The organism is Tateyamaria algicola (assembly GCF_047715485.1).
Lineage (GTDB): Bacteria > Pseudomonadota > Alphaproteobacteria > Rhodobacterales > Rhodobacteraceae > Tateyamaria.
In genome coordinates this window covers 2,959,738-2,974,652 of record NZ_CP180422.1, presented here as the reverse complement: position 1 = coordinate 2,974,652, position 14,915 = coordinate 2,959,738, and the positions used below count along the sequence as shown (strand labels likewise).

The 14,915-nt window shown below is 62.4% G+C and carries 16 protein-coding genes; 4 read left to right on the top strand and 12 right to left on the bottom strand.

Annotation, left to right across the window (positions count from 1 at the left end):
* Positions 1-23: 23 nt before the first annotated feature.
* The 3 genes from ACMHLQ_RS17025 to ACMHLQ_RS17015 all read right to left on the bottom strand — a co-directional run bounded on the left by ACMHLQ_RS17025 (position 24) and on the right by ACMHLQ_RS17015 (position 2,333).
* The gene (locus ACMHLQ_RS17025; RefSeq protein ID WP_415401898.1) at positions 24-785 is read right to left on the bottom strand and encodes an ABC transporter permease; all 762 of its coding nucleotides are present in this window, start codon (positions 783-785) and stop codon (positions 24-26) included.
* Positions 782-1,720, bottom strand: coding sequence for an ABC transporter ATP-binding protein (locus ACMHLQ_RS17020; RefSeq protein ID WP_415401897.1), 939 nt, complete (start codon positions 1,718-1,720; stop codon positions 782-784). Before ACMHLQ_RS17020 ends, ACMHLQ_RS17025 begins: the two co-directional genes overlap by 4 nt.
* Positions 1,721-1,811: 91 nt before the next feature.
* Positions 1,812-2,333, bottom strand: coding sequence for a CoxG family protein (locus ACMHLQ_RS17015; RefSeq protein WP_415401896.1), 522 nt, complete (start codon positions 2,331-2,333; stop codon positions 1,812-1,814).
* 120 nt (positions 2,334-2,453) lie between these two features.
* Here ACMHLQ_RS17015 and ACMHLQ_RS17010 point away from each other — a divergent pair, with 120 nt between their 5' ends.
* Positions 2,454-3,434 (top strand): DMT family transporter, encoded by a 981-nt coding sequence (locus tag ACMHLQ_RS17010; protein ID WP_415401895.1) that lies wholly within the window; start codon positions 2,454-2,456, stop codon positions 3,432-3,434.
* Here the strand turns inward: ACMHLQ_RS17010 and ACMHLQ_RS17005 are convergent.
* From ACMHLQ_RS17005 to ACMHLQ_RS16970, 8 genes are all read right to left on the bottom strand, one after another.
* A complete protein-coding gene (locus ACMHLQ_RS17005; protein WP_415401894.1) occupies positions 3,428-4,405 on the bottom strand; it encodes an NADPH:quinone oxidoreductase family protein in 978 nt (325 codons plus the stop codon). The genes ACMHLQ_RS17010 and ACMHLQ_RS17005 overlap by 7 nt on opposite strands.
* A gap of 17 nt (positions 4,406-4,422) precedes the next feature.
* Entirely contained in the window at positions 4,423-4,668 is a 246-nt protein-coding gene (locus ACMHLQ_RS17000; RefSeq protein ID WP_415401893.1) for a hypothetical protein, read from the bottom strand.
* A 103-nt stretch (positions 4,669-4,771) separates the two neighbouring features.
* Positions 4,772-5,425, bottom strand: coding sequence for a LysE family translocator (locus tag ACMHLQ_RS16995; protein ID WP_415401892.1), 654 nt, complete (start codon positions 5,423-5,425; stop codon positions 4,772-4,774).
* A gap of 123 nt (positions 5,426-5,548) precedes the next feature.
* Complete coding sequence (nusB, locus tag ACMHLQ_RS16990) at positions 5,549-6,016, bottom strand: transcription antitermination factor NusB (RefSeq protein WP_415401891.1); 468 nt, start codon at positions 6,014-6,016, stop codon at positions 5,549-5,551.
* Positions 6,013-6,555, bottom strand: a complete 543-nt coding sequence (locus ACMHLQ_RS16985) for a 6,7-dimethyl-8-ribityllumazine synthase (RefSeq protein WP_415401890.1) — start codon at positions 6,553-6,555, stop codon at positions 6,013-6,015. Before ACMHLQ_RS16985 ends, nusB begins: the two co-directional genes overlap by 4 nt.
* Positions 6,555-7,676 (bottom strand): 3,4-dihydroxy-2-butanone-4-phosphate synthase, encoded by a 1,122-nt coding sequence (ribB, locus tag ACMHLQ_RS16980; RefSeq protein ID WP_415401889.1) that lies wholly within the window; start codon positions 7,674-7,676, stop codon positions 6,555-6,557. Before ribB ends, ACMHLQ_RS16985 begins: the two co-directional genes overlap by 1 nt.
* A 221-nt stretch (positions 7,677-7,897) precedes the next feature.
* The gene (locus ACMHLQ_RS16975; protein ID WP_415401888.1) at positions 7,898-8,434 is read right to left on the bottom strand and encodes a hypothetical protein; all 537 of its coding nucleotides are present in this window, start codon (positions 8,432-8,434) and stop codon (positions 7,898-7,900) included.
* Positions 8,435-8,481: 47 nt separating this feature from the next.
* The gene (locus tag ACMHLQ_RS16970; protein WP_415401887.1) at positions 8,482-9,069 is read right to left on the bottom strand and encodes a riboflavin synthase; all 588 of its coding nucleotides are present in this window, start codon (positions 9,067-9,069) and stop codon (positions 8,482-8,484) included.
* A gap of 122 nt (positions 9,070-9,191) precedes the next feature.
* Here ACMHLQ_RS16970 and ACMHLQ_RS16965 point away from each other — a divergent pair, with 122 nt between their 5' ends.
* From ACMHLQ_RS16965 to ACMHLQ_RS16955, 3 genes are all read left to right on the top strand, one after another.
* Positions 9,192-10,517, top strand: a complete 1,326-nt coding sequence (locus ACMHLQ_RS16965) for a capsule biosynthesis protein (RefSeq protein WP_415401886.1) — start codon at positions 9,192-9,194, stop codon at positions 10,515-10,517.
* A 151-nt stretch (positions 10,518-10,668) separates the two neighbouring features.
* A complete protein-coding gene (locus ACMHLQ_RS16960) occupies positions 10,669-11,799 on the top strand; it encodes a polysaccharide biosynthesis/export family protein (protein ID WP_415405302.1) in 1,131 nt (376 codons plus the stop codon).
* A gap of 17 nt (positions 11,800-11,816) precedes the next feature.
* Positions 11,817-13,829, top strand: coding sequence for a capsular polysaccharide biosynthesis protein (locus tag ACMHLQ_RS16955; RefSeq protein WP_415401885.1), 2,013 nt, complete (start codon positions 11,817-11,819; stop codon positions 13,827-13,829).
* Here the strand turns inward: ACMHLQ_RS16955 and ribD are convergent.
* Positions 13,826-14,905, bottom strand: coding sequence for a bifunctional diaminohydroxyphosphoribosylaminopyrimidine deaminase/5-amino-6-(5-phosphoribosylamino)uracil reductase RibD (ribD, locus tag ACMHLQ_RS16950; RefSeq protein ID WP_415405300.1), 1,080 nt, complete (start codon positions 14,903-14,905; stop codon positions 13,826-13,828). The two genes, ACMHLQ_RS16955 and ribD, sit on opposite strands and share 4 nt — an antisense overlap.
* Between the last annotated feature and the right edge of the window lie 10 nt (positions 14,906-14,915).

Genomic DNA, 14,915 nt, shown 5'->3' with positions numbered 1-14,915 from the left:
GAAACGAGTTGCGCGCCGTTACGTTATTGTCTGATCCGCCAGCCGCTTTTGAAGATCCACCACACCGCCGCAAGGCAGGCCGCGGTAAAGAATGCTATGGCCGCGAGCGACGTCAGGATGGGCACATCGGCGAGCCCGAAAAACGCCCATCGGAATCCCGAGATCAGGTAAACCACCGGATTGAACATCGAAATCGTCTGCCAGACCGGCGGAAGCATCGAGATCGAGTAGAACGACCCGCCCAGGAACACCAGCGGCGTCACGATCAGCAGCGGCACCAGTTGCAACTGTTCGAAATTACCCGCCCAGATGCCGATGATGAACCCGAACAGCGCAAAACTGATACAGGTCAGAACAAGGAACAGTACCATCGCCAGCGGGTGCGCGATCTGGATATCGACAAAGAAATACGAGGTGATGAGGATGATGATCCCGATGAACATCGCCTTGGTCGCCGCCGCCCCCACATAGCCCATCACGATCTCGAGAAAGCTGATGGGGGCCGACAACAGCTCGTAGATCGTGCCGATGAATTTGGGGAAATAGATGCCGAAAGAAGCGTTCGAGATCGCCTGCGTCATCACTGTCAGCATGATCAGGCCCGGCACGATAAAGGCACCGTAGCTGACCCCCTCGACCTCATCGATACGGCTGCCGATGGCTGCGCCGAACACGACAAAGTATAGCGACGTAGACAACACAGGCGAAATCAGGGACTGCGCGAGCGTGCGGAAAAAGCGTGCCATCTCAAAAACATAGATCGCGCGGATCGCAGACCAGTTCATGCTGCATCCCCCTGGCTGTCCTGGACAAGCGAGACAAAGATGTCTTCGAGGCTCGACTGACGGGTCACCACGTCTTTCAGTTGCAGGCCCGCACCCGCAACGTCTGTCAGCAGCATGGTGATGCCTGTGCGCTCGCTTTTGGTGTCATAGCTGTAAACCAACGTCCAGCCGTCATTACCCAGCGCGAGGTCGTAATGCGACAGGGTTTCCGGGATCGCGCTCAGCTGAGTGGTCAGTTGCACGTCGAGTTGCTTGCGCCCCATGCGGGCCATCAGCTTGTCCTTGTCCTCGACCAGCAGGATTTCACCCTTGTTGATCACACCGACACGGTCGGCGATGGCCTCGGCCTCTTCGATGTAGTGGGTGGTCAGGATGGTGGTCACGCCGTCGGCGCGCAACTGCTCGACGATCTGCCACATATCCTTGCGCAGTTCGACATCCACACCAGCTGTGGGTTCGTCCAGGAACAACACGCGCGGTTCGTGCGCCAGCGCCTTGGCGATCAGCACCCGACGCTTCATGCCGCCGGACAACTCGCGGATCTGGTTGTCGCGTTTGTCCCAGAGCGACAGGCGTTTCAGGATATCCTCGACGGCAGCATCCTTGCGCCCCTTGCCGAACAGCCCACGGGAAAAGCGCACCGTGTTGATAACCTTTTCAAAGGGCTCAAGCGCGATTTCCTGTGGGACGAGGCCAATCAGGCTACGCGCCGCGCGGTAGTCGGTCAGAATATCGTGGCCCGCGACGGATACGGTGCCGGATGTGGGCATGGTGATGCCACATACGGTCGAGATCAGGGTCGTTTTTCCCGCACCGTTTGGCCCCAGAAGGGCGATGATCTCGCCCTCTTCAATGTCCAGCGACACGTTCTTGAGGGCTTCGAACCCACCCGCATAGGCTTTGCGCAGGTTCTTGATACTGAGGATGGTCGGCATGCAGGCTCCTGATCGAAAGTGCGGATTGCTGCGTGTTACCGCGCGCCAGAGCGCAGAGCCAGCGCGCGTGCGCACATTGCGATGTGCGGGATCAATCCTTGCCGGTCAAGCGGCCCAGCCACCCTTTCTCGGCGTCCCCCTCGGCAGGCGCATCCCCGGCCTCTGCTTCAGCCGGGCCTTCTAACGTGGCCTGCAGGTTGGAAAAGAACTGGTCGGCCATCTTCTTGGCAAATCCGTCGATGATGCGGCTGCCCAGCTGGGCAAGCTTGCCACCCACCTTGGCCTCGACGTCATAGCTGAGTTCGGTGCCCCCATCGACGGGTGTCATGCGCACCTCTGCACCACCCTTGGCAAAGCCTGCGGCGCCGCCCTTGCCCTCTCCGGTGATGGTCAGGCTTTCGTTCTCGACCATGTCGGACAGGGTCACTTGCCCTTTGAAGGTGGCCTTGACCGGGCCAACCTTCTGGGTGACGGACGCTTCGAACCCGTCTTCGGGGCTGCCTGTCACTTCGGTCGCGCCGGGCACGCAGGCCTTCAGGACATCGGGGTTCAGCAACGCGGCATACACCTCTTGCGGGGCGGCGGCGATCTGGCGGGTGTCGGACATCTGCATGGGGGCGCTCCATTCGGTCTTGGCTTGGTCTTGTCTAACGCATGACGGGATTGCACACCACGCAGGAATCGGCACGCAATTGTCCGTGACAGACACGCACAATCTGTTACGGCTCGATCCATGACGGATGCACGCCAGAACATCGCCGGCCTCGGGATCCTGTTTGTTCTGATCGGGGTGTTCTGCATCTCGATCAACGATCTGCTGATCAAACAGCTGTCCGGCGGGTATCCTTTGCATCAGATCGTCTTTGCCCGGTCGGGCATCGGCATCCTGTTCAGCCTGATCATCGTGCAGTTCGAAGGGGGCTGGGGCATTCTGCGCACCGACCACCCGTGGCTGCACGCCGCGCGCGGCATTCTGATCGTGATTGCGAACATGACATTCTTTGTCGCGCTGGCCGTGCTGCCTTTGGCGGATGCCACGGCGCTTTTCTTTGCCGCGCCGCTGTTCATCACGCTGTTGTCGATCCCGGTACTGGGGGAAAAGGTCGGCCCTTTGCGCCTGTCCGCCGTGGCCATCGGGTTTGCGGGTGTCGTCATCATGCAGCGCCCGTGGGCGGATCCAGGTACGCTCGAGGTGAGTCGCATCGTGTTGCTGTTGCCGGTTCTGTCGGCGCTGACCTATGCGATGAACCAGTTGTTGACCCGCAAGCTGGGGGTGACCAGCAAGGCGAGCGCAATGGCCGTCTATATCCAGGCGACCTTTGTGCTGGTGTCCGTCACCTTCTACCTTGTCGCGGGCGACGGGCGCTTTGCCGAGGGGGCGACCAACGGGTCGGTAATCTTTCTGTTGCGCGCGTGGGTATGGCCTGCGGATGCGGATATCTGGGTGTTCATCGGGTTGGGTGTGAATTCGGCGGTGATCGGCTACTGCCTCAGCCAGGCCTACAGGCTCGCCGATGCCGCGACGGTGGCCCCTTTCGAATACATTGGCCTGCCTCTGGCCGTATTCTGGGGCTTTTTCATCTTTGGCGACCTGCCTGTGTTCGAGGTCTGGATCGGCATCGCCCTCATCCTCGGCTCGGGCCTGTTCGTATACTTGCGCGAACGGCAAAAGGCACAGCTGATTGCGCGCGGCCGGATCAAGGGGCGCTACTGACCGCCCTGGCCGTCGATCTCGATCACCACCTTGCCCGTCGCCTTGCGGCTGCGCAGCAACTCGAGGCCCTCGTTCGCCTCGACCAGTGGCAACACGTGGCTGACATGCGGCTTGAGCTTGCCCTGGGCGTACCAGTCAAACAGCACCGCGAAACTGTCCGTCAGTACCGATGGGTTCACGCGCATATAGCCGCCCCAGTAAAAGCCCAGAACATGCAGGTTCTTGACCAACAGGTAATTGGCGGGGATTTGGGGCACGGTGCCGCTGGCAAACCCAAGCGGCAGCAGCCGCGCCTCGGGATTGCAGGCGCGCAGGGCCGCATCAAACAGATCGCCCCCCACTGGGTCATAGACGACATCTGCCCCACCCAGCGCCTTCACATCGGCGCGCAAATCGCAGGTATCGCTGTCAAGCAGATGATCGGCACCCGCCTGTTGCGCGATCGCCAGCTTGTCAGCGCCGCGCGCCACGGCAATCACCTCTGCCCCCATCAACTTGCCCAACTCGACCGCCGTTAGACCAACGCCGCCAGATGCGCCCAGCACCAGCAGGCGCTCACCCGGTTTCATATGCGCCTTGTAGTCGAGCGCGACGTGGCTGGTCCCATAGGCGACAAGGAAAGCGGCAGCGTCGACTTCCGTCATCCCGTCCGGGATCGGCACGCAAATCTCGGCTGGCAAAGCGGCATAGTCGGCCAGGCCACCAAAACCGGAATAGGCCGCAATCCGTTGCCCGACGCTCAGATGCGTGACGCCTGCGCCCAGGGCTTCGACCGTGCCGCACATCTCCATCCCGACAGTGGCGGGCAATTGCGGCTTTTCCTGATAGGTGCCTTTGACGATCAGCGTATCGCCAAAATTCAGACCGCAGGTGTGGATGCGCACCAGCACCTCGCCCGGACCAGGGGTAGGTGTTTCCACCTCGCGCATCTCGAGCGGTTGGCCCAATTGGGTGACTTGCATGGCGCGCATGGGCGTGGTCCTTCGGTTCAGCGGCCCTCGCGGCCGATTTGCCAGACCACATAGCTGATCTGCACGGCCCCGAACAGAAGGCCATTGAAGAACCACAGTATGAACAGGATCAGGAACGCGTCGTCACTGTTTTGGGCATGCGTGTGGATGTCTGCAATATCGAGCAGCCAGATGGCCGCGACGAAAACGGCAGACAGCGCAAAGCCCACGGCAGTGCCATTGAGGAAGAGGCGTATGAGGGGGTTGGGTTGCTCGGATTGCATGACCAGAGAAATAGTGCGGACAGGCGACGGCGTCGACCCCGGTAAGCGGACAGTGGCTGCCTGGCCCAGGGCACAGGATGCCGCTGCACAGCCAAATGGCGGTTTACGGGTCGTGCGGGCGCAATTTCCCAGGGTTCTCCATCAACAACAGCCGAACGCCAACCGCTATGATGAGCAGGCCCGCCGCTCTCTCCAATGCGGCACGCGCACGGCGCGACGTCCTCAGGGCGATACCAATTGTGCCTGAGAACGTGGCCAATGCCATCTCAACCAATAGTGCGACCGTTCGCATGGTCAGCCCAAGGATGATGAACTGCAGCGAAACCGACCCCGCCGCTGGATCCACAAACTGTGGAAGAAAGGCGAGCATGAACGCATGGCCCTTGGGGTTGACGAGGCTCGCGATGAAACCTTCCCTGATTGCACCGCCGGACGACACGACCGGTGCGCCGCCGTTCAGGTTGCGGTCTGAACCCGACAGCATCCGCAGCCCACGCCAGATCAGGTAGGCCGCACCTGCATAACGGATCAGATCGAAGGCAAACGGATTGTTGGTAACAAGCGTTGCAAGGCCCAAAGCCAACAAGGGCACCTGCACCGCCCCTGCCAGAAAGAAACCCAGCGCTGTGAAGATCGCAGGCCCGCGCCCCTGCGACAGCCCGCGTCCAACAATGAGAAAGAGGTCAGGCCCGGGTGTGAGGGCAAGCAGCACGACTGCAACAGAGAACGCGAACAAGGTCATCGGGTCGATCAGCATGTGCCGATGCTAGTCTGATTGTGACCGATCCCGCCAGAGGTGAACGAACCGCAACACACCGTCGCGGTGAAAGTCCCCCGTTTCAGCCTGCAATCACCTATGTTTGCAGGCTGAATAGGGTCGTCAAAACGCTTCTGGCCGCGCCTCGCGTGCCATGTGATCCAGCACCGCATTCACGAATTTCGGCTCTTTCCCCTCGGGGAAAAATGCGCGCGCCACGTCCACATACTCCACAATCACCACTTTTGGCGGCGTTGCGCTGTCGCGCAATTCGGCCCCCGCAGCACGGAACAGGGCCCGCAGCGTCGGGTCGATCCGCGCAATCGGCCACTTGGCCACCAGCGCCCGGTCGGTCATCTGGTCAATGGGGGCCTGATAGTTCACCGCATCGTCCATGACGCGCGTGAAGTGATCCGGATCCCCTTCGGTCATCTCGTCGCCCTCGTAAGAGGCCCCGAACCGGTGGTCCATGAACTCGACCTTGATCTGGTCGACGGTTTGCGAAGACTGCTCCATCTGGAACAGCGCCTGCACGGCATAAAGCCGCGCGGCAGAGCGCATCTTGCGTTTCTGATTGCCCGAAAGGGTCATGCTGTGGTGGGTCCTGTCTGTCCGGCCAGTTGGTATTCGGTCGCGGGTTTGAACCCGACGCCCTTGGTCTGGCGGCCCCACTTACGGCTGAGCGCGATCAGGTGCAAGGCCGCAGCGGCTGCGCCGCCACCTTTGTTCTGGCCGTCCGGATCGGCACGCACATCTGCCTGTTCGGTGTTTTCAACGGTCAGGATGCCGTTGCCGATGCACAGCCCCTGCAGACCCAGCAGTTGCAAGGCGCGGCTACTGTCATTGCAGACCGTTTCGTAATGGGTTGTCTCACCCCGGATCACACAGCCCAAGGCGACGTAGCCATCAAAATTCGACATCCGTTCCGAGATGCCGATGGCGGTCGGGATCTCAAGGGCCCCGGGCATCTCGATCAGATCCCAGGTCGCACCGGCCGCCTCGATCTCGGCCTTGGCACCCGCGACCAGATTGTCCGCGATCTGCTTGTAATAGGGCGATACGACAATCAGCAGCTTTGCAGGCGCATCAAAGCTGGGGCGCGCAAGGACGTGGTGTTCGATCGATGCCATCAGGTGTCTCCCATGATCGGGCGGGTGCCCACGATTTCAAGACCATAGGCGTCAATGCCCATATAGGTGGTGCGCGGGCTGTCCGTCAGCAAGATCAGACGGGTGAGGCCCATATTGGACAACATCTGCGCGCCCAGCCCGGTATTCTTGACGATGCGCGGGCCCGCCTCTTCCTCGGCGAACAGCGACTTGCGCGGCTCGCGGAACAGGCACACCACACCGCGCCCCTCTTTGGCGATGATCTCCATCGCGCGGGGCAACTCGCCAACCGGGCGATCGCTGAGGCCCAGAATATCCGTTATCTCGGTCAGGGCATGGGTGCGGACAAGCACGGGGTCTTCGGTGCTCAGATCGCCCTTGGCCAGCGTCACATGTTCGATCCCATGGGTCTGGTCGGTATAGATGCGCATCATCCATTCGCCACCATGCTGCGAGGTGACAAGACGGCGATCCGTTTCGACAACAAGGTTGTCGTGACGACGACGATAGGAGATCAGATCGCTGATGGTCCCGATCTTCAGCCCATGCGTCTTGGCATACTCCACAAGGTCCGGCAGGCGCGCCATGCTGCCGTCTTCCTTCATGATCTCGCAGATCACACTGGACGGATAGTGCCCGGCCAAACGGGCCACATCGCACCCCGCCTCGGTATGGCCCGCGCGGACAAGCACCCCACCCTTGCGGGCCCGCAGCGGGAACACATGGCCCGGCGTGGCCAGATCGGCAGGCGTGGCCTGCGGGTTCACCAGCGTTGCGATGGTCAGCGCACGGTCACCTGCGGAAATCCCGGTTGTCACCCCCTCGCGTGCCTCGACGGATACGGTAAACGCGGTTTCGTGACGGGAGGAATTGTGCATGGCCATCATCGGCAGGCCCAACTCGTCAATCCGCTCGGACGGCATGGTCACACAGATCAGACCGCGCCCATGCGTGGCCATGAAATTCACCGCCTCGGGCGTCGCGAAATTGGACGGAATGATCAGATCGCCCTCATTCTCGCGATCCTCATGATCGACCAGAATGAACATCCGGCCCTGACGCGCCTCGGCGATGATCTCTTCGATCGGGGAAATGGCGGCGGCCAGATCCGTTTCGACCGGGCCAGGGGTTTCAAAACTCATGCATCACCTATGACAGCAGTTGCCCGCGACATAGAGGATGCACACGCCAAGTACCAGTGCAACGCCGCGCACATTGCGTGCGGGTGCCTTCTTCTCTGTTCCCCAAAAATCCTCCCCGAAGGGCCGGTTTGCACGAGGCACCGTGGCCAAGGAAATGCGAGCACGCCAGAAACACGCGCCCAAAATCGTGTCAGGCCGACAGGCCTGTCCACAGGATCACGTCAGCGCGCTGCGGGAAAGTACCGATCCGCGCTCAGGTAAGATGCCGCGCGCATGGCCGGTGCCCATTCCGCCTCAAGCGTCGTGTCACCGATCACGACCACCTGATCGCCGACAAACCCGCGCTCCCGAACGAACCCCGCAACGCGTTCGCGCATATCGCTCCAGCTTGTGGTGATGTCCGGGGCAAGTGCTGCTGCATCCAGCATCGGGTTCGCGTCTTGCACGCCCTCGGGCTGATGCGGGCGATGGACCAGGGCCAGACGCCCCGCATTCCGCACCGCGGCCAGCGCCCGTGCGCGATCTTGCGCCATCGCTGCGTCACCCCCGATGATCCGCAGGGCGTTCGAGGAAAACAGCAGGCCCAGAATATCGCGCCCCGCCGCCTGCCGCGCCGTTGCGTAGGTCTTGTAATCCATGCCCAGCTCGGCCGCGCGGCGCACCCGCATCCGCACGACCATCAGGGGGATGGTGTTGGGCATCATCTCTTTCTGCGCGCGGCGCCACTGATGGGTGCGCCAGCGATGACCGAAATCCATGCTCGGACCCTGATTGTGACCGATCCCCGGTGCCTTCTGCTCCGCCATCACCCGGCCTCAGCCAGCCGCGCCACATAGCGCGCCAACGTGTCGATTTCGAGGTTCACCGCATCGCCCATCGCCACATCGCCCCATGTCGTCACATCCTTGGTATGGGGAATGAAGTTGATGCCAAAGATCGCGCCCTGCACCTCGTTCACGGTCAAGGATGTGCCATTGAGCGCCACGGACCCTTTGGGCGCGATAAAGCGTGCAAGATCATCAGGCGCACGCAGTTGAACCCGCGTGCTCTCGCCCTCGTCAACGACCGACACGACCTCGGCAACACCGTCCACATGGCCCGACACGATGTGCCCGCCCAACTCATCCCCCACGCGCAAGGCGCGTTCCAGGTTCACCCGCTTGCCAACCGCCCAGGCCGAGACATTGGTCTTGGACACGGTTTCGGCGCTGATCTGCACGTCGTACCAGTCCGGGCCCAGATCAACGACCGTCAGGCACACCCCATCCGAGGCAATCGACGCGCCCATGTCGATCCCGGCCGTGTCATAGCTGGTCTGGATGCGTACCCGCAGATCGCCTTCCTGGCGCATGTCGGTGATGGTGCCGATATCGGTGATGATGCCAGTGAACATGAAAACAGCCCCTGTGTTGCCCTAAACCCGAGGTAGCGAGCCACTCGCCCGAGGGCAAGGGTGACGCGCATTGCGGATTTTTCCCAGTTGAGCCATAAATCCGCCCCAGTCAGATGTTCATCATGGATCAAGAGATGCCGCGTATCAGGGACAAGATGACACTGCACGCCCCCCAATCCCGCGTCTTCCTGTTTTTGCAGGGGCCGCACGGACCGTTTTTTCACCGCCTTGGCGCAATGCTGCGGCGGGCGGGGGCCACTGTGTGGCGTGTCGGTTTCAATGCGGGCGACCGTGCATTCTGGTTCCACCCCCGCAGCTACATCCCCTATCGCGGCAAGGCTGCGGACTGGTCCGAGACGTTCCAGCAGCTGATCGACGCCAAGGGCGTGACCGACATTGTCCTTTATGGCGACGTGCGCCCAATCCATGCCGAGGCGGTGGCCGAAGCCAAACGGCGCGGCATCACCGTCCACGTGTTCGAGGAAGGGTACATGCGCCCCTACTGGGTCACCTATGAGCGGGGCGGCACAAACGGCAATTCCCGTCTGATGGATATGAGCGTCGCGCAGATGCAAGAGGCGCTCGCCATGTCCGACATGGAGGCGCCGCTGCCCCCGGGCAACTGGGGTGACATGCGCCAGCACGTGTTTTACGGCGCGCTTTATCACTGGTTCGTCATGTTCCGGAACGGAGATTACCGCAACTTCCAGCCGCACCGGGCACTGACGGTCGCAAACGAATTCAAACTTTACCTGCAGCGGCTGATCCTGATGCCCGTGCACACGCTCGACCGCATGCAGGCCACGCTGCGCATCCGCTATGGCGGCTTTCCCTATCATCTGGCCCTGTTGCAGTTGGAACATGACAGCAGCTTTCAACAGCACTCGCCGTTCGAGACGATGACCGACTTTCTCGAACTGGTGATCAAGGGGTTCGCAACCGGCGCCCCCGGCCATCACCACCTCGTCATCAAGGCGCATCCACTGGAAGACGGGCGATCCCCCATTCGCCGCACCATCCGCCAGTTGACGCGCGCGCACGGTCTGCAGGGCCGGGTCCACTATGTCCGCGGCGGCAAACTGGCCCAGCTTCTCAACGATGCGCGCACCGCCGTCACCGTGAATTCCACCGCCGCGCAGCAGGTGCTGTGGCGCGGTATTCCGCTCAAGGTGTTCGGGCGCGCCGTCTTTGCCAAACCCGAGTTCGTGAGCGATCAGCCCTTGCAGGATTTCTTTGCCGGCGCATCGCGCCCGGACAACCGCGCCTACAAGGATTACCGCCGCTATCTGCTTGAAACGAGCCAGTTGCCGGGCGGGTTTTATTCGGCCAGGGGTCGGCGGCAATTGCTGCGCCAGGTGGTCGATATGATGCTGTCACCCGAAGATCCCTATGACGCGCTGGCCTCGGGCACCGCGGCTCCACGGCAACAGTTGCGGTTGGTGACCTGACGACCACTACCCCTATGGCTAGATTTTATTCCCAGAGTCCGGTAGCTTGACCCCAAATCAGCGGTACGAAAAAGCGCCGCAATCAAAGAATGATGTGGGCAAACCCGCGTCGTGAGGCAGAACAAGAACAGGTCGAGGAGACCGAGCAGTGATTTTCCAATCATTCCGCTTGGCGCGTGTGGGCGCGCTGTTGGGCATTTTCGGCATTCTTGCATCCTGTGGCTTGCCGCAGGTTGGTCCCAGCAAACGCGAAATCTTTTCCGGATCCGTCCAGCAAGAAGGCGATGCCTTCATCGTGTCGGTCAATGATCGCGTCACGCGCGCGACGGCCGTGACACCGGCCCTTGGCTTTTCTCAGGAATTCATCAATGCAGGCGTGATCGGGTCAGACACCATCCGCCCTGGTGACGTGCTGGGCCTGACCATTTGGGAAAACGTCGACGACGGCCTGCTGGCTGGCGAGGCGCAAAACTCGACCATCCTCGAAGAAGTGCAAGTCGATGGCGCGGGCTTCATCTTTGTGCCCTATGCGGGTCGCATCCGTGCCGCGGGCAACTCGCCCGACGCCATTCGCCGTATCATCACCGCCAAGCTCGAAGACCAGACACCGGACCCGCAGGTGCAGGTGCGCCGCGTTGCGGGTGACGGGTCGACCGTGTCCTTGATCGGGTCGGTCGGGGCCCAAGGCGTCTACGCGATCGAGCGGCCCACGCGGACGCTGTCGACCATGCTGGCGCGCGCGGGCGGGGTAACAATCGTTCCCGAAATTGCGCAAGTCACTGTGATCCGCGGCGCGATGCGCAGCCAGATCTGGTTCCAGGACCTGTATGACCACCCCGAACTCGACATCGCCCTGCGTGGCGGTGACCGCATTCTGGTCGAAGAGGACACACGCGCCTTTACCGCCCTTGGTGCCACCGGTGGGCAGGCCCGTGTTCCGTTTGAATCCCAAAACCTCAGCGCGCTCGAGGCGATTGCCCAGGTGGGCGGCCTGCAATCGGCCACCGCTGATCCCACAGGCATCTTCGTGTTCCGCAACGAACCTGCCGAAGTCGCCAATATCGTGCTTGGCCGCGATGACCTGACGGGCGCGCAACGCCTTGTCTATGTTCTGGACCTGACCCAGCCCAATGGCATGTTCCAGGCCCGTGACTTTGTCATCCGTGACGCCGACACGATCTACGTGACCGAAGCGCCATACACCCAGTTCACCAAGATCATCTCGGCCCTGACCGGCCCCCTTGGTTCGGTGAACACTTTGTCCAGCCTCGCGGGCGACTGATCCCGAGGGCGCTGCGTGTGACACATCTGTCTGATCCCGCCGCCGGACCTGAAAAGGCCCGGCGGCTTTTCGTTTACAACGGTGGTTTCCTGACCCAGTCGCGGGTGCGCCGCATTCTGCGCCTTGCAGGGTATCGCGTATCACTGGGCCTGCCGGATGCGGATGACCTGGTGGGAGTCTGGGGCAATTCGCCGACAGCGCATCGTGGGTTGGGCATAGCGGCCAAACACAACACGCCAGTGGTCCGTATCGAGGACGCGTTCCTGCGCTCGCTTTTCCCGGGGCGTACAGGCAGCCCACCTTTGGGCCTGTTGATAGACCACAAGGGCGTTCACTTTGACCCTGCAGGCCCTTCGGATCTCGAAGAGCTACTTGCCACCCATCCGCTGGATGACACGGCCCTGCTGAACCGCGCGCGCGGTGCCATGGCGCGGATGGCCGAAGCGCATCTGAGCAAATACACAGCCTTTGACCCTGAAGTCCCGGTTCCCGATCCCGGCTACGTCTTGGTGATCGACCAGACACGTGGCGATGCCTCTGTGACCGCCTCCGGCGCAGATCGTAACCGGTTTCTCGAGATGCTGTTCGTGGCGCAGGAAGAGCATCCCGGTGCGCGCGTGTTGATCAAGACGCATCCCGAAACGGCGCAAGGCTTTCGCCAGGGCTATTTCACATCTGATGACACCAATGATCGCGTGCAATTGCTGGAAGACCCGGTCAGCCCCTGGACGCTGATGGAGGGCGCGATTGCCATCTATACGGTGTCTTCCGGTCTGGGGTTCGAGGCCATTCTGGCTGGACACAAACCACGCCTGTTCGGGCAGCCCTTTTATGCCGGGTGGGGTCTGACGCAGGACGAATTTCCCGTCCAACGCCGTCAACGGCGGCTGACGCGCGCGCAACTCTTTGCCGCCACGATGATCCTCTATCCCAAATGGTATGATCCGTTCCGGGATCGCCTGTGCGAACTTGAGACCGCCATCGAAACGCTTGCCGCCGAAACGCGCGCCTGGCGGGCGGACCGGCATGGCTGGGTCGCCAGTGGCATGCGGCTGTGGAAACGCCGCCCGCTACAACAGGTGTTCGGCCGCCACACCCCCATGACGTTCGAGGATGATCCGGCCCGCGCGCGGGCAACGGGACGTCCCTGGATGGTGTGGGCAGGCAAGGCGGATGTGGGTCATGAAAGCGCTGTGCGCGTCGAGGATGGGTTCCTGCGCTCCCGCGGGTTGGGAGCAGAACTGGTTCCGCCCCTGTCCTTGGTCACCGACGATCTGGGTATCTATTACGATCCGGCCCAGCCCAGTCGACTTGAGGCGTTGATCCAAGCGCGCCGCAGTTTGCGCCCCGATCAGGTGGCACGGACCGAGGCGCTGATCACCGCGCTGACGCGGGACAAGGTCAGCAAGTATAACCTCGGGGGTGCCCTGCCCGCCTTGCCCGATGGGCCTCGCGTATTGGTCGTGGGACAGGTGGAGGATGACGCCTCCATCCGCACCGGCGCAGGGCAGATCGCAACGAACAGGGCCTTGCTGGAAACCGCGCGTGCGGCACATCCGGACGCCACCCTGATCTACAAGCCACATCCGGATGTAGAGGCCGGGCTGCGCGCGGGCGCTTTTGATGCCAGCGACGTTGCCGACGTGGTTGCCGATCATGCCGAGATCACGGCCCTGCTGGGGGCCGTTGACACATTGTGGACCATGACCTCGCTCGCCGGGTTCGAGGCGCTGTTGCGGGGCGTGCGTGTCGTGACCACCGGCGCCCCGTTCTATGCGGGCTGGGGGCTGACCGAGGATCGCGGCGAGGTGCCTGCACGCAGGCGCGAGGACATCACGTTGAACGGGTTGGTCCATGCCACGCTGATCGACTATCCACGCTATTTCGATCCGGTCACCCGCCTGCCTTGCCCGGTCGAAGTGGTGGTCGAACGCTTGGCAACCGGTACGGTTCCCCATCCCGGGCTTGCCAATCGCACACTGTCAAAACTTCAGGGCCTGCTGGCGAGCCGCGCCCATCTGTGGCGTTAGTGCGGTCGGGGTCGCTTCCAGACATGGCAGATGTCGTCACCTGCGCGTGTCAGCGACACCAGTTCGAACCGCGCCCCTTCTGAAAGTTGCCCAAGGCCCAGGGCACCGATGTTGGGCAAGCCCTCGGCACCGATGGTCAGGCCCGCGGTAAAACCAACCAGCCGGTCGACCAGATCCGCCTCGATCAACGAGGCCGCCAATGCGCTGCCCCCTTCACAGAACACCCGCGTCAGACCGTGCGCGCCCAGCTGTTGCAAGACGGCATTGGGGTCCAACTGCGCACCACGCGCGTTGCACGGCAACAACTCCGCCCCAAGATCACGCCAGGCTTGTTGCAGCATCGGGTCCGCATCCCGCCCGTGGCACAACAAGACCGGGATGTCCTTGGCCGTGCGCGCCAGCGTGCCCAACAACGGCAGGTCCAGCCGCCGGGACACGACGACACGCGCCGGTTGGCGGACATCGCCCAGACCGCGCACGTTCAGCGAGGGATCATCGTGCCGTGCCGTGCCGCCGCCGACCATCACGGCGTCGTGCCTCGCGCGCATGGCATGTACCTGACGGCGCGCGTCGGGTCCGGTGATCCACTGGCTTTCGCCAGTGCCCGTGGCGATGCGCCCATCAAAGCTGCTGGCCAGTTTCAGGGTGACAAAGGGGCGACCCTGTTCCGTCTTGAGGAAGAACCCGGCAAGGTCGGCCTCGGCCTCATGCCCGCACAGGCCCGTTTCGACGGCGATGCCCGCCGCACGCAACTTGGCGATGCCGGCACCATCCACACGGGGGTCACTGTCGAGGGCGGCAATCACGACCCGCCCTACCTGGGCCGCGACAAGCGCGTCAGTGCAAGGGGGTGTCTTGCCGTGATGCGCACAAGGTTCAAGCGTGACGTATACTGTGGCCTCTCGCGCGGCGTCGCCCGCTTGGGCCAGTGCCACAGTCTCCGCATGCGGGCGCCCGCCCGGCTGGGTCCAGCCACGCCCGATTATGCGACCACCCTTGACGATCACACAGCCGACAGCCGGGTTGGGTGCGGTTTGGCCCTGCCCGCGCCGACCAAGGCTGAGGGCAAGGCGCATATAGCGGGTG

What these genes read in the sequence shown, in the direction of transcription:
- ACMHLQ_RS16975 (WP_415401888.1), bottom strand. Translation starts at nt 8,434, where the DNA reads ATGGATTTCGGTCATCGCTGGCGCACCCATCAGTGGCGCCGCGCGCAG.
- ACMHLQ_RS17015 (WP_415401896.1), bottom strand. Translation starts at nt 2,333, where the DNA reads ATGCAGATGTCCGACACCCGCCAGATCGCCGCCGCCCCGCAAGAGGTG.
- ACMHLQ_RS17000 (WP_415401893.1), bottom strand. Translation starts at nt 4,668, where the DNA reads ATGCAATCCGAGCAACCCAACCCCCTCATACGCCTCTTCCTCAATGGC.
- ACMHLQ_RS17005 (WP_415401894.1), bottom strand. Translation starts at nt 4,405, where the DNA reads ATGCGCGCCATGCAAGTCACCCAATTGGGCCAACCGCTCGAGATGCGC.
- ACMHLQ_RS17020 (WP_415401897.1), bottom strand. Translation starts at nt 1,720, where the DNA reads ATGCCGACCATCCTCAGTATCAAGAACCTGCGCAAAGCCTATGCGGGT.
- ACMHLQ_RS16995 (WP_415401892.1), bottom strand. Translation starts at nt 5,425, where the DNA reads ATGCTGATCGACCCGATGACCTTGTTCGCGTTCTCTGTTGCAGTCGTG.
- ACMHLQ_RS16970 (WP_415401887.1), bottom strand. Translation starts at nt 9,069, where the DNA reads ATGTTCACTGGCATCATCACCGATATCGGCACCATCACCGACATGCGC.
- nusB (WP_415401891.1), bottom strand. Translation starts at nt 6,016, where the DNA reads ATGACCCTTTCGGGCAATCAGAAACGCAAGATGCGCTCTGCCGCGCGG.
- ribB (WP_415401889.1), bottom strand. Translation starts at nt 7,676, where the DNA reads ATGAGTTTTGAAACCCCTGGCCCGGTCGAAACGGATCTGGCCGCCGCC.
- ACMHLQ_RS17010 (WP_415401895.1), top strand. Translation starts at nt 2,454, where the DNA reads ATGACGGATGCACGCCAGAACATCGCCGGCCTCGGGATCCTGTTTGTT.
- ACMHLQ_RS17025 (WP_415401898.1), bottom strand. Translation starts at nt 785, where the DNA reads ATGAACTGGTCTGCGATCCGCGCGATCTATGTTTTTGAGATGGCACGC.
- ribD (WP_415405300.1), bottom strand. Translation starts at nt 14,905, where the DNA reads ATGCGCCTTGCCCTCAGCCTTGGTCGGCGCGGGCAGGGCCAAACCGCA.
- ACMHLQ_RS16965 (WP_415401886.1), top strand. Translation starts at nt 9,192, where the DNA reads ATGGATCAAGAGATGCCGCGTATCAGGGACAAGATGACACTGCACGCC.
- ACMHLQ_RS16985 (WP_415401890.1), bottom strand. Translation starts at nt 6,555, where the DNA reads ATGGCATCGATCGAACACCACGTCCTTGCGCGCCCCAGCTTTGATGCG.